The organism is Azospirillum tabaci (assembly GCF_014596085.1).
Taxonomy (GTDB): domain Bacteria; phylum Pseudomonadota; class Alphaproteobacteria; order Azospirillales; family Azospirillaceae; genus Azospirillum; species Azospirillum tabaci.
This window is the reverse complement of record NZ_JACCJY010000017.1, coordinates 60,624-86,190: the sequence shown is the minus strand read 5'-3', so window position 1 is coordinate 86,190 and position 25,567 is coordinate 60,624. Positions and strand designations below refer to the sequence as shown.

Annotated in this window: 21 protein-coding genes; 15 read left to right on the top strand and 6 right to left on the bottom strand. The window is 68.9% G+C overall.

Features of this window, described 5'->3' with window-relative positions; genetic code table 11:
* The first annotated feature begins 10 nt into the window (after positions 1–10).
* From H0B54_RS16310 to H0B54_RS16295, 4 genes are all read left to right on the top strand, one after another.
* The gene (locus H0B54_RS16310; protein ID WP_188261202.1) at positions 11–1,849 is read left to right on the top strand and encodes a PTS fructose-like transporter subunit IIB; all 1,839 of its coding nucleotides are present in this window, start codon (positions 11–13) and stop codon (positions 1,847–1,849) included.
* Positions 1,850–2,019: 170 nt separating this feature from the next.
* Positions 2,020–4,359, top strand: a complete 2,340-nt coding sequence (locus H0B54_RS16305; RefSeq protein ID WP_246472558.1) for a sensor histidine kinase — start codon at positions 2,020–2,022, stop codon at positions 4,357–4,359.
* Positions 4,360–4,462: 103 nt separating this feature from the next.
* Positions 4,463–5,185, top strand: a complete 723-nt coding sequence (locus H0B54_RS16300; protein WP_188261201.1) for a tetratricopeptide repeat protein — start codon at positions 4,463–4,465, stop codon at positions 5,183–5,185.
* Positions 5,170–5,619 (top strand): glycosyltransferase family 9 protein, encoded by a 450-nt coding sequence (locus tag H0B54_RS16295; protein WP_211109403.1) that lies wholly within the window; start codon positions 5,170–5,172, stop codon positions 5,617–5,619. The genes H0B54_RS16300 and H0B54_RS16295 overlap by 16 nt, the downstream gene beginning before the upstream one ends.
* Here H0B54_RS16295 and H0B54_RS16290 read toward each other — a convergent pair.
* Together H0B54_RS16290 and H0B54_RS16285 are read right to left on the bottom strand one after the other, a co-directional pair.
* Positions 5,571–7,790, bottom strand: coding sequence for a TonB-dependent receptor (locus H0B54_RS16290; protein WP_246472557.1), 2,220 nt, complete (start codon positions 7,788–7,790; stop codon positions 5,571–5,573). The genes H0B54_RS16295 and H0B54_RS16290 overlap by 49 nt on opposite strands.
* A 238-nt stretch (positions 7,791–8,028) precedes the next feature.
* Positions 8,029–9,000: a FecR family protein gene (locus H0B54_RS16285; protein ID WP_211109402.1), complete on the bottom strand. Its 972-nt coding sequence runs from the start codon at positions 8,998–9,000 to the stop codon at positions 8,029–8,031.
* A 303-nt stretch (positions 9,001–9,303) separates the two neighbouring features.
* On the opposite strand from H0B54_RS16285, the gene H0B54_RS16280 reads away from it, so the two are divergent.
* Both H0B54_RS16280 and cysE read left to right on the top strand, forming a co-directional pair.
* A complete protein-coding gene (locus H0B54_RS16280) occupies positions 9,304–9,852 on the top strand; it encodes an RNA polymerase sigma factor (RefSeq protein WP_094304137.1) in 549 nt (182 codons plus the stop codon).
* Between the two features lie 361 nt (positions 9,853–10,213).
* A complete protein-coding gene (gene cysE / locus H0B54_RS16275) occupies positions 10,214–11,098 on the top strand; it encodes a serine O-acetyltransferase (protein ID WP_094304135.1) in 885 nt (294 codons plus the stop codon).
* Between the two features lie 31 nt (positions 11,099–11,129).
* Here the strand turns inward: cysE and H0B54_RS16270 are convergent, their stop codons facing one another.
* The 3 genes from H0B54_RS16270 to H0B54_RS16260 form a co-directional block, all read right to left on the bottom strand.
* On the bottom strand, positions 11,130–11,306 hold the full coding sequence (locus tag H0B54_RS16270; protein WP_282184623.1) for a helix-turn-helix transcriptional regulator: 177 nt from the start codon (positions 11,304–11,306) through the stop codon (positions 11,130–11,132).
* Between the two features lie 8 nt (positions 11,307–11,314).
* The gene (locus H0B54_RS16265) at positions 11,315–11,695 is read right to left on the bottom strand and encodes a hypothetical protein (RefSeq protein WP_188261197.1); all 381 of its coding nucleotides are present in this window, start codon (positions 11,693–11,695) and stop codon (positions 11,315–11,317) included.
* Positions 11,696–11,805: 110 nt separating this feature from the next.
* Positions 11,806–12,741, bottom strand: a complete 936-nt coding sequence (locus H0B54_RS16260; RefSeq protein ID WP_211109401.1) for a LysR family transcriptional regulator — start codon at positions 12,739–12,741, stop codon at positions 11,806–11,808.
* Positions 12,742–12,925: 184 nt separating this feature from the next.
* On the opposite strand from H0B54_RS16260, the gene H0B54_RS16255 reads away from it, so the two are divergent.
* From H0B54_RS16255 to H0B54_RS16220, 8 genes are all read left to right on the top strand, one after another.
* Positions 12,926–14,047, top strand: a complete 1,122-nt coding sequence (locus tag H0B54_RS16255; protein WP_188261195.1) for an ABC transporter substrate-binding protein — start codon at positions 12,926–12,928, stop codon at positions 14,045–14,047.
* 236 nt (positions 14,048–14,283) lie between these two features.
* Positions 14,284–15,345 (top strand): ABC transporter ATP-binding protein, encoded by a 1,062-nt coding sequence (locus H0B54_RS16250; protein WP_188261194.1) that lies wholly within the window; start codon positions 14,284–14,286, stop codon positions 15,343–15,345.
* Positions 15,342–16,196, top strand: a complete 855-nt coding sequence (locus tag H0B54_RS16245; RefSeq protein WP_137107183.1) for an ABC transporter permease — start codon at positions 15,342–15,344, stop codon at positions 16,194–16,196. Before H0B54_RS16250 ends, H0B54_RS16245 begins: the two co-directional genes overlap by 4 nt.
* Positions 16,196–16,996: an ABC transporter permease gene (locus H0B54_RS16240; protein ID WP_188261193.1), complete on the top strand. Its 801-nt coding sequence runs from the start codon at positions 16,196–16,198 to the stop codon at positions 16,994–16,996. The genes H0B54_RS16245 and H0B54_RS16240 overlap by 1 nt, the downstream gene beginning before the upstream one ends.
* Positions 16,997–17,045: 49 nt before the next feature.
* A complete protein-coding gene (gene speB / locus H0B54_RS16235; protein ID WP_188261192.1) occupies positions 17,046–18,101 on the top strand; it encodes an agmatinase in 1,056 nt (351 codons plus the stop codon).
* Positions 18,102–18,105: 4 nt separating this feature from the next.
* On the top strand, positions 18,106–18,912 hold the full coding sequence (locus tag H0B54_RS16230) for a carbon-nitrogen hydrolase family protein (protein ID WP_188261191.1): 807 nt from the start codon (positions 18,106–18,108) through the stop codon (positions 18,910–18,912).
* Positions 18,913–18,927: 15 nt separating this feature from the next.
* The gene (locus H0B54_RS16225; protein ID WP_188261190.1) at positions 18,928–20,172 is read left to right on the top strand and encodes a threonine ammonia-lyase; all 1,245 of its coding nucleotides are present in this window, start codon (positions 18,928–18,930) and stop codon (positions 20,170–20,172) included.
* Positions 20,173–20,530: 358 nt separating this feature from the next.
* Positions 20,531–21,892: a nucleobase:cation symporter-2 family protein gene (locus H0B54_RS16220; RefSeq protein ID WP_188261189.1), complete on the top strand. Its 1,362-nt coding sequence runs from the start codon at positions 20,531–20,533 to the stop codon at positions 21,890–21,892.
* A 166-nt stretch (positions 21,893–22,058) separates the two neighbouring features.
* Here the strand turns inward: H0B54_RS16220 and H0B54_RS16215 are convergent, their stop codons facing one another.
* On the bottom strand, positions 22,059–23,498 hold the full coding sequence (locus tag H0B54_RS16215) for an aldehyde dehydrogenase family protein (RefSeq protein WP_188261188.1): 1,440 nt from the start codon (positions 23,496–23,498) through the stop codon (positions 22,059–22,061).
* 327 nt (positions 23,499–23,825) lie between these two features.
* On the opposite strand from H0B54_RS16215, the gene H0B54_RS16210 reads away from it, so the two are divergent.
* Positions 23,826–25,442: an ABC transporter substrate-binding protein gene (locus H0B54_RS16210; RefSeq protein WP_343068956.1), complete on the top strand. Its 1,617-nt coding sequence runs from the start codon at positions 23,826–23,828 to the stop codon at positions 25,440–25,442.
* Positions 25,443–25,567 lie beyond the last annotated feature (125 nt).

Here is a 25,567-nt window from a genome sequence, read left to right as displayed (position 1 = left end):
AGGGATCGCGATGGCAAAGCTCGTGGCTGTGACCGCCTGCCCGACGGGGATCGCCCACACCGTCATGGCGGCCGAGGCGCTGCGCCGCACCGCCGCGCTGATGGGGCATAGCATCGCGGTGGAGACCCAGGGGTCGAACGGCGTGCAGACGCCGCTCTCCGCCGCCGACGTCGGGGCGGCCGACGCGGTGATCCTGGCCACGGACATCGCCGTGGACGATTCCCGCTTCGTCGGCAAGCCGATCCTGCGCACCTCGACCGCAGCCGCCATTCGCGATACCAAATCGGTCATCGGCAACGCCCTGGGCCATGCTCCCGGCGCGCAGCCCGAAACCGCCGCTCCGCAACCAGCCCCGAATCCGACACCCACCGCGGTGCGCAGCCCCGGCCTGCTGGTCGCCATCACCGCCTGCCCGACCGGCATCGCCCACACCTTCATGGCGGCGGAGGCCCTGAAGCAGGCCGCCCAGGCCAAGGGCTACCGCATCAAGGTCGAGACCCAGGGCTCGGTCGGCGCGAAGAACGCGCTGACCGAGGAGGAGATCGCCGAGGCGGAGGCCGTCATCATCGGCGCCGACACCCACGTCGCCACCGAGCGCTTCGCCGGCAAGCGCCTGCTGAAGACCTCGGTTGGGGAGGCGCTGAAGCAGCCCGCCCGCGTGATCGACGAGGCGCTCGCCCTGCCGGCCCCGACCGCGGCGGGGAATGCCGCCGCTCCCGCCCACGTCGAGGAGGTGTCGAGCGTCAAGGCGCGGCAGAGGGAGGCGCAGTCCGGCCCTTACAAGCACCTGCTGACCGGGGTGTCCTTCATGCTGCCCTTCGTGGTGGCCGGCGGCCTGATCATCGCCTTGTCCTTCGTCTTCGGCATTGAGGCCTTCAAGGAGCCGGGGACCCTGCCTGCGGCGCTGATGCAGATCGGCGGGGAGGCGGCCTTCGGGCTGATGGTGCCGGTGCTGGCGGGCTACATCGCCTATTCCATTGCCGACCGGCCCGGCCTCGCCCCCGGATTCATCGGCGGGATGCTGGCGGCCAAGATCGGCGCCGGCTTCCTGGGCGGCATCGTGGCGGGCTTCCTGGCCGGCTACATCGCCCGCTGGCTGCGCGACACCATCCGGTTGCCGCAGAACCTGGAGGGACTGAAGCCGGTGCTGATCATCCCGCTTCTGGGAACGCTGGCGGTCGGTCTGCTGATGGTCTACGTCATCGGCACGCCGGTCGCCGCGATCATGAACGGGCTGACCGCCTTCCTGCAGAGCATGACCGGAGCCAACGCGGTGGCGCTCGGCGCGCTGCTCGGCGCCATGATGGCGCTGGATATGGGCGGACCGGTCAACAAGGCGGCCTACACCTTCGCGGTCGGGCTACTGGCCTCCAGCACCTACACGCCGATGGCCGCGGTGATGGCGGCGGGCATGACGCCGCCGCTCGGACTGGCGCTCGCCACCATGATCGTGCCCAGCCGCTTCACCCTGCAGGAGCGCGAGGCGGGCAAGGCCGCGGGCGTGCTCGGCCTCGCCTTCATCACCGAAGGGGCAATTCCGTTCGCCGCCAAGGACCCGCTGCGCGTCATCCCCGCGGCCATGGCGGGATCGGCGGTGGCCGGCGCCCTGTCGATGTGGTTCGGCTGCGGCCTGCGGGCGCCGCACGGCGGCGTCTTCGTGCTGGCGATCCCCAACGCGGTGACGCCGCTCGGCCCCTACGTCCTGGCCATCGTTGCCGGGACCATCGTCACCACGCTCGGCCTGATGATCCTGAAGCGCCGCGCGGAGGCGGATCCGGCCGCGGCGCCGCCGCTCGACACGGCGGCTCCAACCTCGACCAGCCCCGCGCCCAGCGGGGCGGCGCGTTAATGACCTGAAACCGCTACAGCCGCCGATTGCCGACTCGACCGCAAATTAGTTTTAATTTTCGGCAAAATTGAAAGAACTCGACAACTCAAGAGTGCTGTCGCTAGCTTTGCGGTGTTCCGCCGCCGGCCTGTTCCGCAGTCCCCTGGAGGAACGGCAGCCGGCGGAGCGTAATGAGGATCTCGTATCGCATAGCGACGGTGGGTGGTATCCCGGTGGTCATCGCGGCGCTGATCGCGGTGTCCGCCTGGATTCTGCTGGAACGCGCCGGCCGCTCGCGCGAGGCTGCGGTCCTGGCCGGCACCGTCTACCGCGAGATGATCGCCGCCACCGCGGCCCGCAACGATTTCATCCACTCATCCGCGGAAAGCCGCCTTCCCCATGAGATCACGTTCCGCCGGGCCACCCACGGCGCGCGAGCGGCGCTGAACGCGCTGGGAGGGCTGGCCGACCAAGGCATTCAGGCCGACGCCGTGGAGACCGCCCGCCGCGCGTCCGACCGTCACGCCGCCCGGCTGGAGGAACTGGTCGACGCGATCACCTTCAGCGACGCCCGCGCCCGTGGCATGGCGGAGCAGGAGGCACGCCTGCTCGCCCTGGCCGAACAGGCACGCCAGCGGCAGCACGCCGCCAACGCGGCCCTCGTCGCCTCCCTGGCCGAGGCCAACCGGCAGTTGCGCGCCGGTCGCGACATGGTGGACAGCCTGCACGCGCTGCGGGAAGCGACGCTGAACGCCCGGCTGGCTGCGAAGGACGAGGCGGTCACCGCCGAATTGCCCGACCCGTCCCCCGATTCGCCGCCACGGCTCGGTGCCCTTGCCCTGTGGCTGGACCGTGTGGAGCGAACCGCCGACGGTCTTGCCGGGTTGCTTGCCGCCGACACCGTCCATAGGGACACCGGCCATAGGACGGCCCTGGCCGAGCTGTCGCGGTTGCGGGCCGAACGGCTGGACCGGAGCACGCTTTCGGAGTTGGCGCCCCGCTACGACGCGCTCGCCGAGCGGCTGCTGAAAGCCGCCGACACCGGCCACAGCGCCGTCCAGGCCGAGGTGGTGGAACTCTTGCGCCACACCGTGTCGGGCCACGCCATGGAACAGGAGACCCAGACGCTCGCCATGACGGCCCTGACGCTCAGCGGACGCACTTTGAGGGCGCTGGAGCGGCGCGACCCCCGCAGCCTGCGCGACGTCGCGGCCGACAGCGGGCGGCTGCGCGACCGGGTGGCCGGGCTGCCCATCTCCCCGCTGGTCCAGGACGGGATGCTGGCCGCCATCACCGCGTGGCGCGATGGGCTGGAGCGCGCCACCGACGGGCTGGCCCGCCAGAACGGCGCCGTCGCCGCCATGGACATGGACGCCGCCGCGGTGATGACCACCGCCCGCCGCCTGAACGACCTGTTCCAGGACAGCGCGGTGCGCAGCGCCGATCTGCTGCGCTCCACCCTGGTCGTCGGGGCGACCATCGGCCTGTTGTTCGCCGCCGGGGCGGCGCTCCTGGTGGCCGGTGGCATCACGCGGCCCCTGCGCCGTCTTCAGGGCGCCACCCGGCGGCTGGCCCGCGACCCGCGCGACGGGCGGGTGACCGACCTGGAGCGGCGGGACGAGCTGGGCGACATGGCCCGCGCCGTCCACCACTTCGCCGCCGAGATCAACCGCCGCGAGGACGAGATGCGCCGTGCCAAGGAGCAGGCGGACTCCACCCTGGCTGAGCTTCGGCGCACCCAGGCCCATCTGGTGCAGGCGGAGAAGCTGGCCGCGCTGGGGCAGGTGGTGTCCGGGGTGGCGCACGAGATCAACACGCCGGTCGGCATCACGCTCACCACCTCCACCCTGATCCGCGAGAAGGTGCCGAAGATGAAGCGCCTTCTCGATTCCGGCCAGCTGCGCCGCCGCGAGCTGGAGCGCTTTCTGACCGACCTGGGCGACGTGTCCGAGCTGCTGGTCAACAACACCGCCCGCGCGGCGGAACTGGTCCAGCGCTTCAAGGAACTGGCGGTGGACCCGGCGGGGGCGACGCGCAGACGCTTCGACCTGCGCCTCTGCCTGATGCAGGCTGTCGAGGCGCTGGGACCTTTCTGGGAGCCGGCGGAACACCGGGTCGTCGTGGACTGCCCGCCGGGACTGATGATGGACGCCTACCCGCAGGCGATCGCGCAAATCGTCTCGCACTTGCTGCTGAACGCGGTGAACCACGGGTTCGCGGATGGGATGGGGGCGGATGGGCAAAGCGGCACCGTGACGGTCGCCGCCCGCAAGGGCACGGCGGATTTCGTGGAACTGGCCGTCGCCGACGACGGGTGTGGCATCCCGGTCGAGCTTCGGATGCGGATCTTCGATCCCTTCTTCACCACGCGCCGCGACCGTGGCCACGCCGGACTCGGCCTGCACATCGTCCACAACACGGTCAGCCAGCTCGGCGGCACCATCACCTTGGAAGAGGGAGAGGAGGGCGCCGGCGGGGCGCGCTTCGTCATCCGCCTGCCCTCCGCCGCGCCGGAGAAGGATGACACGTGACGCGGGCGGCCGCGCCGCACTTCTCGCGGGCACACGATATCAAGCTCCGACAAGATCCATTTTAACGAGAGTCCGTATGATAGCTTCCCGTTCTGGGGGCTGATTGCGGGGCGCCGGGCATGGCAACGATCGAGGAAGCCTACGCGTCGCCATTGACCACCACCAGGCCGGGCGCCTGGACGAGGCGGAAACGGCGCTGGAGGCCGCCAAGGCCCTGCGCCCGGACCACCCGCATCCGGTCTGTGAACTGGCGGTGCTGAAGCTGGCGCTCGGCGATTTCGAAGAGGGCTTGGCGCTTTATGAAAAGCGCTGGGACTACACCGGCCAGTCCGCGGCGGTGTCCGGCAAGCCGGTGTGGCGGGGCGAGGACATCGCCGGCAAGACCATCCTTCTCTATTACGAGCAGGGATTGGGCGACACCCTGCAATTCGTCCGCTACGCGCCGCTGCTGGCCGACCGCGGCGCGCGGGTGCTGCTGATCGTTCAGCCGGAGTTGCGCCGCCTGCTGGCCTCGGTGCGGGGCGTCGACCGGCTGACCACCTGCGACGACGCGGCGGGACTGCCGGATTTCGACCTGTGCTGCCCGCTGATGAGCCTCCCCTTCGCTTTGGCACGCGCATCGACGGGATTCCCTCCGGCAAATCCTACCTCACGCCGCCCCCCGATCTGGTGGCGGCCTGGGCGGAGCGGCTCGGATGGAGCCAAGTCGGAGAGTTTGCTAGGGAACGCCCGTTGCGCGTGGGGTTCGTCTGGTCGGGCAACCCGCGGCGCCACGACCCCACCTCCCACGCGATGGACCGCCGACGCAGCGTGCCCTTCGCGCTGATGGAGCCGCTGTTGTCCATACCGGGGGTCGAGTCTGTCAGCCTCCAGGTCGGGGACGCGGCGGAGCAGGCGCGGGCGGCCGTAGCGGCGGGTCTGCTCATCGACCCCATGGCGGGCGTCAACGACTTTGCCGACACCGCGGCCATCGCGGCGCATCTCGACCTCGTCATCGCCGTGGACACGTCGGTCGCCCACCTCGCGGCGGCGATCGGGCGCCCGGTGTGGATGCTGTCGCGCTCAGACGCCTGCTGGCGCTGGTTCCGCGGGCGCGACGACAGCCCCTGGTACCCGACGATGCGCCTCTACCGGCAGGACTCGCCCGGCGACTGGGCGCCGGTCATGGCCCGCCTGGGCCATGACCTTGCCGCAGCCGCCGCGGCGCGGGATCAGAACTGCGCCGAGGCGCTCAGCAGGAAGGCCCGGCCCGGCTGGTAGAGCGGGGTGACGGTCCCGAACTCCTGCCCATAGGTGGCGCGGTCGGCGTAGGTCTCGTCGAAGAGGTTGCGGACGTCGAGGCGCAGCGCCAGATTGGCGTGCTCGGGCAGCCGGTGCTCCACGAACACATTGGCCGTCTGATAGCCCTTCAGCGGCCGCTGCCCGGCCTGCACCTTGTCGTAGTCGAGCACGAACTCCACGTCGGCGCCGAAGGTCAGGTTCCAGGACTGCACGGTGTGGGCGCCACCGACAGTGAAGACCTGCCCGATCGGCGTGGCGAGGTAGGTGCCGGTGTCGGAATCCGCGGGCAGCCCGTCGATCGTCACGTCGATGTCGGCGTATTTGGCGCGGATGAAGCCGTTCGTCCAGGCGTAGCCGAGACCCAGCTCATACCCTTCCGACCGCACGTCGCGGGCGAGGTTGGCGCTTGCGGCGGCGAAGCGTGCGGCGCGGGCGTCGTCCAGCTTGGTCCGGAAGATCCGGCCTTCCGCGGTGAAGCCCTCGTAGCGGGCCTCCAGCCCGGCGGTGCTGTTGTAGGCCGTCACCGGGCGCGGACCGGCGCCGTAATTCCAGGCCGGGTTCATGATGTAGTTCTCGGCCAGTTGGACGCCGCCCCAGCCACGGGACACGCCGGCCTTGGCGGTCAGGTAGCGGGGCAGCAGGTCGAACTCGCCCGAGATGTTGTGGCTGAGGCCATGGTTGGTCCATTCCCGCCCGCTCGTTCCCTCGAAGGTCTGGCGGTCGCCGCGCAGGCCGAAGGACAGGCGCAGCCGCTCCATGGGTTCCAGCCGGGCCTGACCGTACAAGCCATTGTTGCGCGCTCTCTCGGTCGCGGACATCGTCCGGTCCCGGTAGTTGGCGCGGTCCACGTAGAAGTCCGTGCCCGTCGTAAAGGTGCCGATCCGGAAGCCGAAGGTGTTCTCCAGCTTGCCGTTGAAGGAGCTGGTCGCCCCTTTGCCCGGGTAGCTCACCGGCACGGTGCTGCTGCCGAGCGGACGGGTGAAGATCGGAGTCTCCACGTCGGTGCGGCCGTAGGCGAGCAGCAGCTTGGGGTTCCACAGCTCCGTCGGCAGGGCGTCGGTGTAGGTGAAGACCATGTTCTGCCGGTCGAGCGTGTAGTCGCGCACGCGCGGCTCCCAGGCCGGACGCCCGGCGAGGGACCCGATGTTCGCGCGGAAGGGCCGCGGCGCGTCGTCGTAGACCCGCTCGTAGCTGGCTTGGAAGCGGTGGCCGCTCTCCGTCTGCACAGCCGCCTTGCCGAGGCCGCTGACTATGTCCGTCTCGGTGCCGTCCACCTTGCGCCCGTTGCCCGCCGTGTACTTGCCGCCCTTGCCGTAGGTCACGGTCCCCAGCGCCTCCAGACCCTGATGGCGCCCGAAGCCGGCGAGGTTGGTGGTCAGGCCGGAGCCGTTCGTGTTGAAGGTGGTCTTGCCGAAGGCGCCGATGCCGTCGCTTGCCAGGAAGTCGCTGGCGTCCTTCGTCTCATAGGCGATGGAGCCGGCGAGCGCGCCCGGCCCGGCGTCGGCGGGGGCGACGCCGGCGTCCACGCGCGCCACCTTCAGCAGCGCCGGGTCGATCAGCGTGGTGCCGTTGTGGTGGAACACCTTGTTGTTCTGGCGGCTGCCGTCGATGGTGACCGCCAGATTCGTTTCCTCCACGCCGTTCACATAGACCTTCTGCGACATCGGCACGGAGCTGCCCACGCGGATCGTCGGCTCGCCGGAGAAAACGTCACGGAGGTCGGTGGGATTCTTGCGATCCAGATCCTCCTTGGTGATCGTGATGTTGCCACTTCCGCTGCCGGCACCGGTCGAGGCGGTGACCGACACCGGCGCCAGCATCGTGACATCGCCGGTCGGGGCCGGAACCAGCGTCGCGGAGCCGGTGCCGGTCATGCGGTAGCCGACGCCCGTCCCGGACAGCAGCGTGTCGAGCGCCTGGGCTGGCGTCATGCTGCCCGACACTGGGCGGGAGCTGCGCCCGGCGGCCAGATCGGCGGCGTAGCCGATCTGCCAGCCGGTCTGGCGCGCGAAGGTGTCGAGCGCCGCGGGCAGGGGCTGTGCCGGCAGCGCGAAGGCCATCGTCTGCGCGGCGGGCGCAGCGGGTGCGGCCTGCTGGGCCAGGGACGGGGAGGGGAGGGCCAGGACACCGCCGAGGGCGGTCGTCGCCATCAGGGCCATGACCAAATGCCGGGCGGCGGTTCCCCGCGCGCATTCCATAAGCTTGCCTGTCGAAACCGTCCGGCCTTCCATTCCTCACAACTCCCGTCTGCGCTGGTGGCGGGGGCGTGATTACCGGTGTATGGATCGCGCCCCTCTTTTCGGCAGACGCGCGGAGCTGCGGCGTCTCACAAAAAAAGTCTTGGAAAAAGGACAAAGCCGATCGAAGCCGGGCCGATCGAAGCCGGATTCATCGGACCAGCATGATCCCGGCAGGAAGCTCGGTCACACGCGCGCCCACGACGTCGGCCAGAGAGCGGATCGCCGCGGCGGGATCGTCCAGCCGGTAGTTTCCGCTGACCCGCGCACCGGCCAGCCGGTCGCCGATCAGGATGACAGGGGCGGTGTGGTAGCGCCGGATGGTGTCGACGACCGCGGCAAAGGGCTGGTCATGAAACACATAGCGCCCGTCCTTCCAGGCCAGGGCGACCGCCGGATCCGGGCGGGCGGGCGCCGACAGGCTGTCCGCGGTCGCCGTCACCCGGTCACCCGGAACGAGGGCCACGGTTTGTCCCGGCGGCTCCCGCCGGCTGACCGACACCCGCCCGCGCTCCAGGAAGACGGCATCCCGTCCGCCGTCCGACTGCACGGTGAAGGCGGTTCCGGTCACCACCACCTCGCTGAAGCCGGCGGTGACGCGGAAGGGGTGGGCGGGGTCGCTGACCACATCGAAGTAGGCCTGCCCCCGCAGCAGCCGGACGTGGCGCCGGCCCTCGGCGAAATCGAGCGCGACCGCCGAATCGGTGTCGAGGATCAGCCGGGACCGGTCGGGCAGGGCGATCTCCCGACGCTCCCCGGTCGCGGTGCGGTGGTCGGCGGTCAGGCGGAGCGTCAGCATGGGCTGGAGATGAACGCCAATGGCCAGCAGCAGCGCGGCGGCGGCCAGCGAGGCCCGCCATCCGCCGACCCAACCGGACCGCCGCCTCATCCTGGAGCGGGCAACCGCCGTCTGGCCGGAAGAGCGGACGGGGGGAAGGGCCGCCTGTGGCTGATGGGCGAGCGTCGCCGCCTGCAACTCGGGCATGGCTCCAAGCGCCGACAAGCGGTCGAACGCCGCGGCGTGGCGCGGGTCGCGGCTCCGCCATGCCTGATAGGCGGCTCGGGTGTCCGGATCGGCGGGTGCGTCGAGAAGCGTCACGAACCAGGTGAGCGCCTCGTCCATGATCGGGTCCGCATGCCGATAGGCCCCGGCATCCTGTCGGCTGTTTGGCTTGTCCTGCTCCACGCTTGGTCTTCCACTCTTCCCTGACCGGACTCACGTACAGTTGAGACGTTTCATCGCTCACCGGGTCACAATTCGCAAACCGCAGATTTCGCAAACCGCAGATGGTGATCGCTCCCGCTCCCGGCCAACCGGCTTGACATCTGAAATTGAGAATCATTATCAATTTCAGGATTGCAAGGCCGCCGATGTCGCACCGACCTCGGTGGTGCCCCCTCCGCAGCCGTGACCGACAGGGCTATCATGTCCGCAAGCCTCATTGCGATCTATCTCGATCACCGCCGCTCGTTGTTCGGGTGCGCGATGAAGATCGTGCGCGATCTTCAGGTCGCCGAGGATCTGCTGCAGGAAAGCTACCTGCGCGCCTGCAAGGCCGTGGAGAGGGGGCCCATCGACAACATCGGAGCTTTCCTCCACCGGACGGTCCACAATCTCGCGCTGGACCATCTCCGGCGCTGCCGGACCCAGGAGCGGTTCGAGGCTGGTCCGGCGGACACCGCGGAAGCGCTGCGCATCGCGTCGGAGACCCCATCAGCGGAAGAGCGCCTGCTGCACCGCGAGCGGTACTCGTGCTTCATGGATGCTCTGGACCGCTTGCCGGCGCGGGCCCGTCAGGTGTGGCTTCTGAACCGGATCGAAGGCATGTCCTATCCTCAGATTGCCGTCCATCTCGGCGTGTCGCAGGGCACGGTCTTCAACGACATGAAACTGGCCATGGGCCATTTTGTGGACGCCATGGCGCGCGCCGACCGGCCCGAACCGGCCGCAAGCCGAACCGGCGGGCCGTCATAGGCATGAGTTCGTCGTCTTCCGGTCCACCGGCAGGGGCGGGCCGAACCCCGGATGACGGCAGGCAGATGCACTGATGCAGTGCCGGGTGTATGTCGTGATGTCTTCTCTGTGCCGTGAGCACAGAAATCCCATAAGGCATCTTATGGAAAACATCGTGGCTCGAAAGCCGCTGCACAGTTTGCCCCATGGAGGAGATGCTTTTTCACAATGTGGAAATGTATAAAATTCGTGGTGACCCTTCATTTCCCAAGTCATGGCTCCCTTTCCGGAAAGCTGCGTGCTAGGCTTCCGTCCGGCCTGTTGAAGGCCCCATGACCGGACCGGCGGCCGGACCGGTCGGGAACACCAGGACATCTGTGCCATGAATCACATCGTTGCCCCTTGCCTCAAGGAACAGGGACTCAAGGACCAGAGCCTCAAGGAACTGGACCGTCCGGAATCCTCTCTTCTGGAAGGCGTGGACGGCATGTGGGCGATGCTGCGCGCCGAGGCGGAGAGCGTCGTCGTCAAGGAACCGTGGCTGCGCCCCTTCATCGACACCGCCATCCTGCTGCACCACGACTTCCCATCGGCGCTGGGCAGCCTGCTGGCGCGCAAGCTGGGCGATTCCTACATCTCCGCGGACCAGCTCGCGATGCTCGTGCGCTCGGCGGTCGCCGACGCGCCCTGCATCGTGGAGGAGGCCTGCTCCGACCTCCAGGCGATCTGCACGCGCGACCCGGCGGCCGACAACTGCCTGACGCCCTTCCTCTACTACAAGGGCTTCCACGCGCTGGAATGGCACCGCATCGGCCACTGGCTGTGGCGGCGTGAGCGGCACGACCTCGCCCATTTCCTGCAGAGCCGGGTGTCGGAGGTGTTCGCGGTGGACATCCATCCGGCGGTTCCGGTCGGGCGCGGCGTGTTCATCGACCACGGCACCGGCGTGGTGATCGGTGAGACCGCGGTGGTCGGCAACGACGTGTCGATCCTTCAGGAGGTCACGCTCGGCGGCACCGGCAAGGAGCATGGCGACCGCCACCCGAAGGTGCGCGACGGTGTCCTGCTGTCCGCCGGGGCCAAGATCCTCGGCAACATCGAGATCGGCAGCCGCGCCAAGGTCGGGGCCGGCAGCGTGGTGCTGAAGGACGTGCCGCCCTGCGCCACTGTGGTCGGCGTCCCGGCGCGGATCGTCGGCTGGTGCCGCGACACGGTACCGGCGCTCGCCATGGACCAGACGGTGCCGGAGCCGGAGTATCACATCTGACGGAACCGGCGGATTCCGTACCGGTCATCTTTCAGGGAAAGAAGATCTCCTCGATGGTCAGGCCGAACGTCCGGGCGATGGCGAAGGCCAGCGGAAGGCTGGGGTCGTAACGCCCGTTCTCGATCGAATTGACGGTCTGGCGGGACACCTGAAGGCGCTCCGCCAGCTCACTCTGGCTCCAGCCGCGGGCCGTGCGGATGTCTTTCACTGCGTTTCTCATCGGTAGCGCCACCGGGCGACACACACCCCGACGACCCACAGCACCGCCATGAGCGGCCAGACATGGAAGGCCCGCAGTTCCGGCGCGCCGGCACCTTCCGCAAACCCCCAGGCGAAAGTCGCCAGGGCCGTTCCAGTGAAGGACAGGACGATCGCATCAAACTGAATGCGGCGCTGAAGCTCGTCCATTCGCCGCAGCCCCCGCAAGACTGTCCAGGCGACGGCGACCGTGCCGAGGATCGGCAGAATCGCAATCGCCATTTTCATCGTGCCTTCCGGTTGGAGCAACTGGTCCGCCGCGTTGGCACCGAGCAGAAGCGCCGCGTAGAGAGCCAGAGCCCCGGACAATTCGATGCCGTAGCGCTTGATGCTGAACATCCTCCGCCCCTTCCATGCCACCCAATGACAAGGAAGCTTTACATACGACGCCTCGCCACTGTCAAGGCTGCTTTACATCTCGCCGCCCATCTCGCGGCATCGAAGCATGGTCAGGCCGGTCGGACGACGGGAGCGCTTCGGAACTCCGGCGCGGTCATCTCCTCGCGGGTCAGGGCGATGAACAGGTCCACGACCGGGCTTTTGGAACGGTTGGCATCGAAGGCCACCTGGAACGGCGCCTGATAGGACAGGACCTTGGGCAGCAGCACCCGCAGCCGCCCGGCCTTGACATAGGGGGCGGCGTAATGATCCGGCAGGTAGCCGGCGTAAGCCCCGGACAGGATCAGCCGCGCCGCTCCCTCCATGTCGCTGACGGTCGCCTTTGGCGTTGAAATGGCGAAGATCTTCAGATCGCGCGACCCCCAATAGCTCCGCGCGACCAGCCGGTAGCGGCGGATCTCGTCCAGGTCGATGGCCTCGTCCGGCAGGGTGAACAGCGGGTGCCCGTCCGCCACGCAGAAGTGGATCGTCTCGTTGTAGAGGTCCTGGTAGGACAGGCTGGGCACGATGCGCGGAAAGCTCGCAATGGCGAGTTGGAGTTGCCCGACGATGACGTCGCGCAGAAGCTCGTTCGGCGGGCGCACGTTGATGATCAGCGAGACCTCAGGCGCCGCCTCGGTGAAGCGGGCGAAGACGCGCTCCAGCGGGGCGCGCGGGTCGGTCAGCGTGTTGTCCACCAGCCCGACCGCCAGCGTGCCGGTCAGCCGCTCGCGCAGGCCGCGCACCCGCCCGCGGAACCTCTCCAGCGTATCGAACACCCGCCGCGCCTCGTCATAGACCGCCTGCCCCTCCGGGGTGAGCTGGAATCCCGACCGCCCCCGCCGGCACAGCCGCAGGCCCAGCCGCGTCTCAAGATCGGCGAAATGGGTGGAGATGGTGGACAGCGACAGGTTCAGTTCGCTCTGCGCCGCACTGAATCCGCCGGCCTCGACGATGGTCATGAACAACCGCAACAGGCGCAGATCCACGGTTTCAAGCTGAATCATCGCCACGACGCCTGCCCTCCCCTGCCCCGCCCGATGGGTCCGGCCCACCGATACTTCGGCCCGGATCGAAGTAAGATACAAAACTTTCTGATTTTCGAGCAACGGCGCCGGGGGTCTAATGATCGCAGGCCGCAATGCTGGCCTCACGAACAGATAAGCTCGTCCGCAAGGAAAGGTCGCATCCATGAACGAGACGACGGGTAAGCAGGGACTTCACGCCGCTTTGGCCGGCGGCATCAGCCGGCGCGCCGTTCTGGCCGGAGCGGGCACGCTGGCCACGGCGGCCGCCATCGGCTTTCCAAACATCGTCCGCGCCCAGTCCAAGACGCTGAAGGTCGGCGTCTACGGCGGCTACTTCAAGGAATCCTTCGAAAAGCACATCTTCCCGGAATTCTCCAAGGCCACCGGCATCACGGTGGAGGCCATCGCCGAGCCGACCGGCGAGGCGTGGCTGGTCCAACTCGAACAGGCGGCCCGCGCCCGTCAGGCGCCCGCCGACGTCTCGATGATGTCCCAGGTGGCGATGCTGAAGGGGGCCTCGGCGGAGCTGTGGGCGCCCTTCGACCTGTCGAAGATTCCCAACGCCGCCAAGGTCGTCCCCCACCTCGTCAACAAATATCCGGACGGCAAGGTCAGCGGCATCGGCGCGGTGTCCTGGTACATCACGCTGGTCACGAACACCAAGAGCTACCCGCAGGCCCCGGACAGCTGGGCGGCGCTGTGGGACCCGGCGAACAAGGACAAGCTCGGCCTGCTGGCGCTGGTCAGCAACAGCTTCCTGCTGGAAGTCACGGCGGCGACCTTCTTCGGCGGCACCAAGCACCTGGACAGCGAGCAGGGGCAGCTCGACTGCTTCAAGAAGCTGGCGGAACTGAAGTCCAACGTGAAGCTCTGGTACCGCGACGAGGCGCAGTTCGAGGCCTCGCTGAAGTCCGGCGAGATCCCGATGGGCCAGTACTACCACGACGTGACCGGCCTCGCCGCCGCGGACGGGCAGCCGGTGCGCTCGACCTTCCCGAAGGAGGGCGGCATCCTCGACTCGGGAAGCTGGGCGGTCACCCGCGCGTCCAAGGCCGGCGATCTCGCGCATGTCTTCGTGGACTACATGTGCCAGCCGTCGATCCAGGCCCTGCTGTCGCGCAAGGTCGGCACCGCCCCGACCATCGACCGCAAGCTGACCGACCTGACGGACCAGGAGTTCGCCGCCGTGTCCTCCGACATCGCGCCGATCATCCCGCGCTACGACCTGTACACGAGCAAGTCCGACTGGCTGAACCAGAAGTGGACGGAAATGATCGTGGGTTGAGTGAAGGCCCTTCTCCCCTCCCTTTCGCGCCCGCTCGCGGGCGCTGTCGGCGACAGGCGGCCTTTGGCCGCCGAGAGCGGGGAGAAGGGTATGGGATGAGGGGGCGGCCGCAGGCCGACCACGCACTGCAAGGAGGCTGCGTGGACGCCCTGGCGGGCGCCCCCTCACCCTGACCCTCTCCCCAGAGGGGCGAGGGGACAGAGCCCGTTGTGAACGACAGCCAAAAAGTCCGATCCATGTCAGCCCTTGTCCTCGACGGTCTCACCAAACGATACGGTCCCGTGACGGCGGTGCACGGCGCGTCGCTGCGCATCCCGCACGGGCAATTTGTCTGCCTGCTCGGCCCGTCCGGCTGCGGGAAGACGACGCTCCTGCGCATGATCGCCGGGCTGGAGGACCCCTCCGGCGGACGGCTGGTCATCGACGGGCGCGACATCACCACGGCCCCCGCCCACACGCGGGAATTCGGCATGGTGTTCCAGTCGCTGGCCCTTTTCCCGCACCTGACGGCGGGCGAGAACATCGCCTACCCCCTGCGCATCCGCGGTGCCTCGAAGGCCGAGCAGCGCAAGCGCGCTGAGGAGTTGCTGGAGCTGGTGCGCCTGCCCGGCGTCGCCGACCGGCCCGTCTCCAAGCTGTCGGGCGGGCAGCGGCAGCGCGTCGCCATCGCCCGCGCGCTGGCCCTGTCGCCCAAGCTGTTCCTGCTGGACGAGCCGCTGTCGGCGCTCGACGCCAAGCTGCGCGAGGCCATGCAGATCGAGCTGAAGCAGCTTCAGCAGCGGCTGGGCATCACCACCATCGTCGTCACCCACGACCAGCGGGAGGCGATGACCATGGCCGACTTGGTGGTGGTGATGTCGCAGGGCCGCATCCATCAGGCCGCCCCGCCGATGGAGGTCTACCGCCAGCCCGCCGACGCCTTCGTCGCCGACTTCATCGGCATGACCAACCTGCTGGAGGGCGAGGTCACCGCCCCAGGCACCGCCATCGTGCCCGGCGGCACCCTCCATCTCCCCGACCTGCCGCCGACGGGCCGCGTCCTGCTGTCCGTCCGCCCAGAGGACGTGGTCGTCCATCCCGCCGGGACGGACGGGCCGAACCGGCTGACCGGCACGCTGTCCTTCATGCGCGACCTCGGCGCCAGCGTGGAGTTCCGCATCGATGTTGCCGGGCGGGAGATCGTCGCGCTGTCGCGACCGCAGGACCGCCCGCCGGTCGCCCCCGGTGGCGCCCTGTCGGTGGAGTTCCCGCCGGCGGCCTGCGTCGTGCTGCCGCCAATGGCGGAGCGCCCGCAATGATCCGCCGCGCGCCCCGTGGTCTGGCCGAGCACGCGCCGATCCTCTTCCCGGCGCTGATGCTGGTCGTTTTCTTCGTCATCCCCTTCAGCCTGATGATCGCGGTCAGCGTCTTCCGGCGCGTTCCTGGCGGCTTTTACGAGCCGGACCTCGTCTTCGCCAACTACGAGCGCTTCCTGACCGCCTTCTTCGGCGGGGTGATGTCCTTCTCGCTGGGGCTGGCGGCGCTGGTCGCGGTGTTGTCGGTGGGCATCGCCTTCCCCTTCACCTACCGGCTGGTCAAACTGCCGCGCGGCGCGCAGATCCGCTGGCTGGTCTTCCTGCTGTCGATCCTGTCGCTGTCGGAAGTCATCATCGGCTTCGCCTGGTCCACCCTGCTGTCGCGCACCGCGGGCATCACCAACCTGTTCGTGGCGCTGGGCCTGATGGCCGAACCGCAATCGCTCAGCCCCAGCTTCGGCGCACTGCTGGCCGGGCTGGTCTATCAGGCCTTCCCCTACACGGTGCTGGTGCTCTACCCGGCGCTCGCCCGCCTCGATCCCTATCTGGAGGAGGCGGCACGCACGCTCGGTTCCTCGCCGCTGCGCGCCTTTTTCACGGTGGTGGTGCCGGGGCTGCGCAACACCATCGTGGCGACCACGATCATGGTGTTCGTCTTCGCGCTCGGCTCCTACCTGCTGCCGCAGCTTCTGGGACGGCCCCAGCATTGGACGCTGTCTGTGCTCATCACCGATCAGGCGATCTACCAGTCCAACATGCCCTTCGCGGCGGCCATGGCCGTCTTCCTGGTGCTGGTCAGCCTCGCCCTCGTCGGGCTGGCGCTGCTCGCCGGGCGGCGGGAGGAGACGGCCTGATGCTGATGCGCACGCTGAACTCATTGGCTGCCGGCCTGATCGCCCTGGTCCTGGCCGCCCCCATCCTGGTGGTGGCCGGCGTCTCGGTGAACGAGAAGAAATCGCTGATCTTCCCGCCGCAGGGTTTTTCGCTCGCCTGGTACGCGGAGGTCTTCACCGATCCCGGCTGGCGCGGCGCGCTGATCACCAGCCTCGTCGTCGCCACCCTGTCGGCGGCGCTGGCGGTGCTGATCGCCTTCCCGCTGGCCTGGTTCCTGTGGCGCTGGCGCGCCCCCTGGGCGCGGGCGTTCGAGGTGCTGGGCATGACGCCCTTCATCCTGCCGCCGGTCATCACCGCGCTGGGCTTCCTCAGCTTCTGGGCGGCGGTGGGGGAATACGGGTCACCCTGGACGGTGGTGGTCAGCCACGCGGTGTTCTTCGTGACGCTGCCGTTGGTCACGCTGTCGCTGGGCTTCGGCGCGGTGGACCGCTCCTACGTCGAGGCGGCGGCGACCATGGGGGCGGACGACCGCACGGTGCTGCGCACGGTGGTGATGCCGCTGGTGCGGCCCTACGTGATCTCCGGCTTCGCCTTCGCCTTCGTGCTGTCGCTGAACGAGTACATCGTGGCGTACATGGTGGTCGGCTTCACGCTGGAAACACTGCCCATCAAGATCTTCAACGCGCTCCGTTACGGCTACACGCCGACCATGGCCGCCGTGACGGTGCTGTTCGTGTCGCTGACCGCCCTGGTCTTCGGGCTGATCGCGTGGTTCGGCGACCTGCCCCGCCTTCTCGGCGCCTGGGCCAAGAACGACTGACGTCCAACGACGACCGACAACCCCTTCCTTTTTCAAAGAGATCCGGACGATGATCGACCCTCAGAAGCTTGATCGTTTGCGTACGAAGTACAGCGGCTCCGGCGGCGACGACTTCCACGATCCGGAGTTCAAGCGGGTGGCCGCCCTCCAGTTCTCCGGCGGCAAGCGGGTGCAGCCCTTCGCCGGGGTGTCCACCCTGCTCGACGCCCCCTACCGCCCCGACGCGGCGGAGGCCGCGGACTTCGGTGGGCTGGACATCGCGCTGATCGGCGTGCCGATGGACCTGGGCGTCACCAACCGGGCCGGCGCCCGCCTCGGCCCGCGCGCCGTGCGCGGGATGGAGCGCATCGGCCCCTACGAGCACGCCCTGCGCATGGTCCCGGCGGCCTCCTGCAAACTCGCCGACGTGGGCGACGTGCCGCTGTCCAGCCGCTTCAGCCTGGAGGCCTGCCACGGCGACATCCTGGCCTTCTACAACCGCGTGATGGACGCGGGCGTCGTTCCGCTGTCGGTGGGCGGCGACCATTCCATCACCTATTCGATCCTGAAGGCGCTGGGCCGCGAGCGTCCGGTGGGCATGATCCATTTCGACGCCCATTGCGACACCGGCGGCCCCTACGAGGGCGCCAAGTTCCACCATGGCGGCCCCTTCCGGCAGGCGGTCCTGGACGGCGTGCTGGACCCGGAGCGCACGGTGCAGATCGGCATCCGCGGCAGCACCGAGTATCTGTGGGAGTTCTCCTACGACAGCGGGATGACCGTGATCCACGCGGAAGACATCCCGGAGCGCGGCATCGCCAGCGTCATCGAGACGGCGCGCAAGGTGGTGGGCGACGGGCCGGTCTACGTCTCCTTCGACGTGGATTGCCTGGACCCGGTCTTCGCCCCCGGCACCGGCACCCCGGAGGTCGGCGGCCTGACCACGCGGGAGGCGTTGGCGATCCTGCGCGGGCTGGACGGGTTGGACATCATCGGCGGCGACGTGGTGGAGGTGGCGCCGCAGTACGACGCGACGACCAACACCGCCCACGCCGGCGCGCAGATGCTGTTCGAAATCCTCTGCCTGTCGGTGCGCGCCCTCGCCAACCGCCAGAAGCAAGGCTGACCTCATGCGGCTGACCCTGTTCCAGGCGGACGCGGAGCCCGGTGCCCCGCACCGCAACCTCGACCGTCTGGAGCGGGCGGCGGCGGAGGCGGCGGGGCGCGGCTCCACCCTGCTGATCGGGCCGGAAATGGGCCTGACCGGCTACGACATCGGCGCCGAGGCGGTCCGTGCCCTGGCCGAGCCGGCGGACGGACCGATGGCCGCGCGGGTCGCGGACATCGCCCGGCGGCACGGCATCGCCCTCCTCTACGGCTATCCGGAGCGGGGGGAGGACGGCGCCGTCCACAACGCCGCGCAACTGATCGGGGCGGACGGTCGGTCCCTGCTGAACCAGCGCAAGACCCATCTCTACGGCGATCTCGACCGCGGCTCCTTCGCGCCGGGCGGCGACGCCTTCCCGACCGCGGAGGTCGGCGGGATGCGGGTGGGCGTGGCCATCTGCTACGACGTGGAGTTCCCGGAACTGGTGCGCCGCCACGCGCTGGCCGGGGTGGACGCGCTGCTGGTGCCGACCGCGCTGATGGCGCCCTACGAGATCGTCGCCACCACCATCGTCCCGGCCCGCGCTTTCGAGAACGGCATCTTCGTCGCCTACGCCAACCGCTGCGGGCGGGAGGGGACATTGCACTACTGCGGCCTGAGCAGCGTGGCGGGGCCGGACGGATCGGTGCTGGCACGGGCCGGCGACGGCGAGGCTTTGCTGACCGTCGATCTGGACCCCGCCCTGCGCCGGGTCGGCACGCATCTGGCGGACCGCCGCGCGGACCTGTACGGTGCGGTCTCCAGCGCGCCTGGGAAGGGCGGTTCGTAGAGGAAGCACAGGAACATGCCGGTCACCATCGACGACATTCACGCCGCCGCCGAACGGCTGGCCGGGCGCATCAGCCGCACGCCCTTCCTGCGTTCGGAAACCCTGTCGCAGATCACCGGCGCCGAGGTCTGGGTCAAGCTGGAGAACCTCCAGTTCACCGCCTCCTTCAAGGAGCGCGGGGCGGCGAACCGGCTGCTGCACTTGACGCCGGAGGAGCGGCAGGCCGGGGTGATCGCCATGTCCGCCGGCAACCACGCCCAGGCCGTGGCCTACCACGCGAAGCGGCTGGGCATCGCGGCGACCATCGTCATGCCGCGCTTCACCCCCTTCGTGAAGGTCAAGCGCACGCGCTACCACGGCGCCACCGTCATCCTGGAGGGCGATTCCCTGGCCGAGGCCGCGGCCTTCGCCCACGACCTCGCCAAGCGGGACGGGCTGGTCTTCGTCCATCCCTACGACGACGACGCGGTGATCGCCGGCCAGGGCACCGTGGTGCTGGAGATGCTGGCGGAGGTGCCGGACCTCGACGCGCTGGCCATCCCGGTGGGCGGCGGCGGGCTGGCCGCCGGGGCCGCGGTCGCCGCCCGCGCGCTGCGGCCCGGCCTGGAGGTCGTCGGGGTGGAGGTCGAGACCTACCCCGCCGCGGCGCAGCGCCTCGCCGGGCAGCCGGTCAAGGTCGGCGGTCCGACCGTGGCGGAGGGCATCGCCGTGCGCGACGTCGGCGACCGGCCCATCGACATCCTGAGGCAGAACGGCTGCGACGTGGTGCTGGTGCCCGAAGCGGTGATCGAGCGCGCCATCGCCATGCTGATCGAGGTGGAGAAGACCGTCGCGGAGGGCGCCGGGGCCGCCGGACTGGCCGCCCTGCTCTTCCACCCCGAGCGCTTCCGCGGCAAGCGGGTCGGCCTGATCGTGTCGGGCGGCAACATCGACACGCGCACGCTCGCCAACGTGCTGATGCGCGGCTTCGCCCGCGACGGGCGTCTGCTCAACCTTGACATCGACGTGGCCGACCAGCCCGGCGCGCTGGCCCAGGTGACCCGCATCGTGGCGGAGTGCGGCGGCAACATCATCGACGTGCAGCACCAGCGCCTGTTCGGCGCCTTCTCCGTCAAGTCCGCAGAGGTCGCCCTGCTGATCGAGGTGGAGGACGAGGGCCACGGCGACCGCATCACCGAAGCCCTGCGCGGCGCCGGCCTGCCCGTCCGCAAGGCGGTGGTGGCGGAAGCGGCGCAACCGCTGTCGAGCGCGCGGCCCTGAGCGAACGCCCGACACATACCGGCGAAGTAGCCCTCTCCCCTCCGGGGAGAGGGTGGCCCGTAAGGGCCGGTGAGGGGGTTGCGCATGGCGGAAAGTCCGGCACAAGCGCACCCCCCTCACCCTAACCCTCTCCCTGCTTTCGGCGGCCCGAAGCCCCCCCTGCCGCGTCAGCGCAAACTTCGTTTGCGCGTGAGCAGAGGGGAGAGGGGATATGGATCTGCCCATGGATTGCGCATCCCGCCCGAGCGCCGCCGCCTTTCGCGGCACATCCGGGCGGGCCGCGCACTATTTCTCCGCCCCGCCGGTTGTGGCACGGGCCATGCACTTCGCGCCTGTTCATTCGCGGAGGTCATGGATCATGTCGTCGGTGGAAACCTCAACCGCACCCCATCCGGTTGACGAGAAGCTGCCGCTGCTGCGCCTGCTGGCGCTGGGGATGCAGCATGTGATGGTGATGTACGCGGGGGCCATCGCCGTGCCGCTCATCATCGGCGGCGCGTTGAAGCTGCCCAAGGACCAGATCGCCCTGCTCATCAACGCCGACCTGTTCGCCTGCGGCATCGTCACGCTGATCCAGACGCTGGGCGTCTGGAAGTTCGGCATCCGCCTGCCGGTGATGATGGGCGTCACCTTCGCCGCGGTCGGGCCGATGGTCGCCATGGCGGGGAACCCGTCGCTGGGGCTGTTGGGCATCTACGGCGCGGTGATCGGGGCCGGGATCTTCGCCACGCTGGCCGCCCCGCTGGTCGGGCGCCTGCTGCCGCTGTTCCCTCCGGTGGTGACGGGCACGGTGATCGCCATCATCGGCATCTCGCTGATGCGGGTGGGCATCACCTGGGCCGGCGGCGGGGCCGGAAACCCGAATTTCGGCGACCCGCTCTATCTCGGCATCGCGCTGTTCGTGCTGGCGGTGATTCTGCTGGTGACCAAATACGCCAAGGGTTTCTGGGCGAACATCTCGGTCCTGCTGGGCATCGTCGCGGGCTTCGTCCTGACCATGGTTCTGGGGCTGGTCAGCTTCGACGGGGTGGGACAGGCCAAGTGGGTGGACGTCATCTACCCGCTCCAGTTCGGCATGCCGGTGTTCGAGTTCTGGTCGATCCTGACCATGTCGCTGGTGATGATCGTCGTGATGATCGAATCCACCGGCATGTTCCTGGCGGTGGGCGAGATGGTCGGCCGCCCGGTGACGCCGGAGCAGCTGACCCGCGGCCTGCGCACGGACGGTCTGGGCACGCTGATCGGCGGCGTCTTCAACACCTTCCCCTACACCTCCTTCTCGCAGAATGTCGGGCTGGTCGGAATCACCGGGGTGCGCAGCCGCTGGGTCTGTGTGGCGGGCGGCGTCATCCTGGTCGCCTTCGGCCTGTTCCCGAAGCTCGCACACGTCGTCGCCTCCGTTCCCACCTACGTGCTGGGCGGGGCCGGGCTGGTGATGTTCGGCATGGTCGCGGCGACCGGCATCAAAATCCTGGCGAAGGTCGATTACACGACCAACCGCGGCAACATCTACGTCGTCGCCATCAGCATCAGCCTGGGCATGGTGCCGCTCGTGGCCGACAAGATCTTCCAGAAGATGCCACCCTTCCTGTCGCCGCTCCTGCACAGCGGCATCCTGCTGGGCACGATCGCGGCGGTCCTGTTGAACCTGTTCTTCAACGGGCTGGGCAAGGCCGACGCGAAGGCGTTCGTCGCCGCCGCCAAGACCGCGGAGGCATAGCCCTCTCCCGTCCCGGGAGAGGGAGGGACCCGCCACGCAGTGGCGGGAGGGTGAGGGTTCGGCCAAGGATCATCGCACTGATTCTCGCACGACCCTCACCCGCCCGCTTGCGCGGGCACCCTCTCCCGGGTCGGGAGAGGGAATTTCCACCGCTGATTGAACGTTCTTACGCCGCCGGCTCGCTGCCGTAGACGGACTTGGTCTCCAGGAACTCCTCGAAACCGACCTCGCCCCATTCGCGGCCGATGCCCGACTGCTTGTAGCCGCCGAAGGGCGCCGCGAGGTCGATGGAGGCGCCGTTCAGATGCACCATGCCGGTGCGCAGACGCTTCGCCACCGCCCGCGCCTCGTCCACCGTGCCGGCGTAGACGTAGCCGGACAGGCCGTAGAGCGAGTCGTTGGCGCTGCGGATCGCCTCCTCCAGGTCCTCGTAGGGGCGGATGGTCAGGACCGGGCCGAAGATTTCCTCGCGCATGATGGTCATGGTGTCGGTGGCGCGGCTGAAGACGGTGGGCTTGGCGTAGAAGCCACGCTCCAGCCCCTCCGGACGGCCAGGGCCGCCGCACAGCAGGGAGGCGCCCTCCTCGATGCCGGCCTGGATCAGGCGCTGCACCCGCTCGTACTGGCGCTGGTTGGCGATGGGGCCGACGCCGGTGCGGTCGCCGCGCGGGTCGCCCACCACCAGACGGGCGCAGACCTGGGCGGCGATCGTCTCCGCCTCGTCCAGGCGGGAGGCTGGGACGTACATCCGCGACGGCGCGTTGCAGCTCTGCCCGGTGTTGGACATCATCGACCGCACGCCGTGGGTCACCGCCTTGGTCAGGTCGGCGCTCTCGCAGATGATGTTGGCGGACTTGCCGCCCAGCTCCAGCGACACGCGCTTGATGCTGTCGGCGGCGTTGTGGGAGACCGACGCCCCGGCGCGGGTGGAGCCGGTCAGCGACACCATGTCGACCAGCGGGTGCGAGGCCAGCACCGGGCCGACCACCGCGCCGTCGCCGTAGAACATGTTGAAGACGCCCGCCGGAACGCCGGCCTCGTGCAGGATCTCGGCGAAGATCCAAGCCGAATAGGGGGCGAACTCGCTGGGCTTCAGCACCATCGTGCAGCCGGTGGCGAGCGCCGGGGCGACCTTGCAGGCGATCTGGTTGATCGGCCAGTTCCACGGCGTGATCATCGCGCAGACGCCGACCGGCTCGCGCAGGATGCGGGTGGTGCCGCGGGTCCGCTCGAACGGGTACTCGCGGGCGGCCTCAAGCGCCGTCTTGAAATGGGCCAGACCCATGAAGGCCTGCGCCGGCTTGGACAGCGCCGCCAGGGGCGCGCCCATCTCCTCGGTGATGGCGTCGGCCACCTCGTCCATGCGCTTCTCGAAGAGCGCGCAGACGGCAGCCAGCAGTTCCAGCCGCTCGTTCAGGGGGGTGCGGGAAAAGCCGTCGAAGGCGGCATGGGCCGCCGCCACCGCGCGCTGCGCGTCCTCCGGCCCGCCGAGCGCCACGGTGCCCGACACCTGCTCCGTCGCCGGGTTCAACACCTCCATCACGGTGGCGCCCGCCGCGGGTTCGGTCCAGGCACCGCCGATGTAGAAGGATTGGCAGGTCTTCATCTCTAATCCCCTCGCTCTCTTCGTTGGCGTTTTCGGGTGTACCGATCCTGCCCCGTCCGGAGCCGTTTGCCAAAGCTTTCCATCGGGAAAAACCGGATAGGTCAGAAGACCGGACCCTGTTGACAGATCAATGGTTTCAAGCTCTGATCGTTGAACACATACGCGCCGCCGCCCCACGCGCGGCGAGCCGAACGACAAGAATCGGGCCGCAACATCCGCGGTCCAAGGGCTGGGAGCCTGCTTCACGGGTACAATTCAAACGTACAATCAGGGGGACGAGGGATGGCCTTACGTGATCGGCATTGGCGTGATCGGCGCCTTGCGGATGTGCTGCGTTCCGGAATCGTCAAACCACTCCTGCCGGCGGCGGCCTGCCTGGCCCTGCTGGCCGCGGCCCCAACGCCATCGCAGGCGGCGACCCTGACGGTGGGCACCTCGGCGGAGCCGAGCGCGCTTGATCCGCACTACCACAACCTCGGCCCCAACACGCGCGCCCGCAAGCATGTGTTCGAATCGCTGGTCAGCATGGACGCCAAGATGCGGCTCCAGCCCGAACTGGCGGAAAGCTGGCGCGCCGTCGACGAAACCACCTGGGAATTCAAGCTGCGCAAGGGCGTGAAGTTCCACGACGGCACCGAGTTCACCGCGCAGGACTTCATTTACTCGGTCTGCCGCATCCCGAACGTCGCCAACAGCCCGTCCTCCTTCACCGTCTACACCAAGGGCATCGCGGGGATCGAGGCGCCGGACCCGCACACCCTCATCATCAAGACCGGCAAGCCCTACCCGCTGCTGCCGGTGGAGCTGTCGACCTTCGGCATCATCTCCGCCAAGGCGGCGGGCGGCGAGGCGGTGACCTTCGACAAGGCGGGCTGCAAGGCCGACTCCTGGCCGACCACGCAGGCTTTCAACGACGGCTCGCTGATGATCGGCACCGGGCCGTTCAAGCACAAGTCCTACACCAAGGGCGACCGGCAGGTGCTGGAGCGCAACCCCGACTACTGGGGGCCGCAGGCCGCCTGGGACACGGTGGTCTTCCGCCCGATCACCAGCGACGGACCGCGCGTCGCCGCCCTGCTCGCCGGCGACGTCGACATCATCGAATCGCCCCCGGTGCAGGACATCGAGCGGCTGAAATCCGCCCCCAACGCCTCCTTGGCCCAGGCCCAGTCGAACCGTGTGATCTATCTGGCGCTGGGTGTGCAGGACACCCCGCCGACCATCACCGGCACCGATGGCAAGAATCCGCTGAAGGACCCGAAGGTGCGCAAGGCGCTGTCGCTGGCGGTGGACCGCGACGCCATCGTGAAGCGCATCATGATGGGCGTGGCGGAACCGGCGAACCAGTATCTCCCCGCCGGCTTCTACGGCAACAACCCGGAGGTCACGGTCGCCACCGACGCCAACAAGGCCAAGCAGCTCCTGGCCGAGGCCGGCTACCCGAAGGGCTTCCAGCTCACGCTCGGCACGCCGAACGACCGCTACATCAACGACGACAAGGTGGCCCAGGCGGTCGCCCAGATGTTCACCCGCATCGGCGTGCAGACCCAGGTCGACGCGACCACCGCCAACGTCTTCTTCTCCAAGCGCAACAAGCAGGAATACAGCGTCTTCCTGGCCGGCTGGGGCGCCGATTCGGGCGAGATGTCGTCGCCGCTGAAGGCGCTGATCGCCACGCCGATCAAGGAGAAGGGCTACGGCACCACCAACTACACCAGCTACTCCGACCCGGAGCTGGACGGAATGCTGGACACCGCGCTGGCGACCGTGGACGACGCGAAGCGGGAGAAGCTGCTCCAGGCCGCGGTGAAGCGGGCGGTGGACGCCGACATCATCATCCCGCTGCATTACGAAGTGACGGTCTGGGCGATGAAGAAGGGGCTGAGCTACGAACCGCGCGCCGACCAGTACACGCTGGCGCAGAAGGTGACCCCCGCGAAGTGAGCGACATATCCCTCTCCCGCCCCGGGAGAGGGTGCCCGCGAAGCGGGCGGGTGAGGGTCGTGCGAGGATCGGCGCTCTTATTCTTGGCTTTACCCTCACCCTCCCGCCGCCATGCGGCGGGCCCC